This is a genomic window from Pseudoalteromonas sp. SR45-5 (assembly GCF_014163565.1).
In the GTDB taxonomy this organism is placed as follows: Bacteria; Pseudomonadota; Gammaproteobacteria; order Enterobacterales; family Alteromonadaceae; genus Pseudoalteromonas; species Pseudoalteromonas distincta.
The window spans coordinates 1-1,227 of the sequence record NZ_JACJDN010000892.1; the positions used below are offsets into that span (position 1 = coordinate 1).

General features: G+C 37.3%; 2 protein-coding genes. One reads left to right on the forward strand and one right to left on the reverse strand.

The features are described from left to right. Nucleotides 1–109 precede the first annotated feature (109 nt). A complete protein-coding gene (locus H5072_RS19880) occupies nucleotides 110–550 on the forward strand; it encodes a PaaI family thioesterase (RefSeq protein WP_182694571.1) in 441 nt (146 codons plus the stop codon). On the opposite strand, the gene H5072_RS19885 is transcribed toward H5072_RS19880, so the two are convergent. Continuing rightward, on the reverse strand, nucleotides 551–931 hold the full coding sequence (locus H5072_RS19885; RefSeq protein ID WP_024595094.1) for a hypothetical protein: 381 nt from the start codon (nucleotides 929–931) through the stop codon (nucleotides 551–553). Nucleotides 932–1,227 lie beyond the last annotated feature (296 nt).

Below are 1,227 nucleotides of genomic sequence, written 5' to 3' on the forward strand. Positions count from 1 at the left end.
GCAAATTTAAATTAAGCCTTAAAATAGCTAAAGTAATTTCACTTGTGTACATTTTAGGGATATAACTAAAGCTAAGTTTATAAATGATTAAAAATGCAAAGGAGACATTATGAGTATTTGGTACCAGCCCATCACCTTAGAGCTGTGCAAGCAGTTAGAACAAGGCATTAATGGCCAAGGAACATTAATGAAAACTATGGGGATAGAAGTCACAGAAATTGGCGATGATTATTTGGTTGCCACAATGCCGGCAATTCCTGAGCATCATAACCCAATGGGGATGGTTCACGGCGGTGCTAACGTTGTACTTGCCGAAACAGTTGCCAGCTATGCCGCTAACTTTGTTGTCGATTTTACTAAATATTACTGTGTAGGACAGGAGATTAGCGCAAGTCATTTAAAAGCATCTCGCAACGGCACTTTAACAGCAACGGCAAGAGCGTTTCATATTGGCAAACGTAGTTCAGTGTGGGAAATAAAAATTACAAATAGCCGCAATGAGCTGTGCTGCGTATCAAAAATGACCGCAGCAGTCGTAGAGCGAAGATAGTTACTTTTCGATTGGGTAAATGGTAATTTCCATACCCGCACCAATCGCAGATATACGCAATAATGTATCTGCATCTAAGGCTTGATTAAAGCACTTAGGAGAAGTCCCTGATTCAAAACCAATATCAAACGTTCTACGTGAACAGCTTAACCATTGCTTTAGCGCGTTACGCGAACACGATTCAATAAGCTCACATATATGGTTTATGGCTTTATCAGGTGTGCTCACCTCACCTGTAGCTTCAATACGCGCTAGTTGACGGTATTCGTCTTTGTCATAATGTAAAATCGTCGCGACTTTTTTCAAGTCCGCCACTAGCAAACTAATATCTTGCTTTGATTCAAGCTCAAGATCTACATTTAAAAATTGAATTTCCGACATCGTTTCGTATTTATCCTCTAATAATTTCATTGCAAACTTTAACGCAGTTTTACCGTTATACCAAATCAACTATGCCCTAATAACCACTTTATATGGATATTTCGCAGCTTTTAAGTATTTTTTAGCATTTAAAGCTAGCTGGATATCAAACATCCAGCTCAATTAAACAGATAAGTCATGTTAGGAATTTAAGTGTAATCTTTTTTATTTTTAAATGATTACAGTAAGCTATAGTTTAAACTGCGACAAAATGTCGCAGTAACTTATCCCATTAATGTAATAAACTAGCCTCTAAA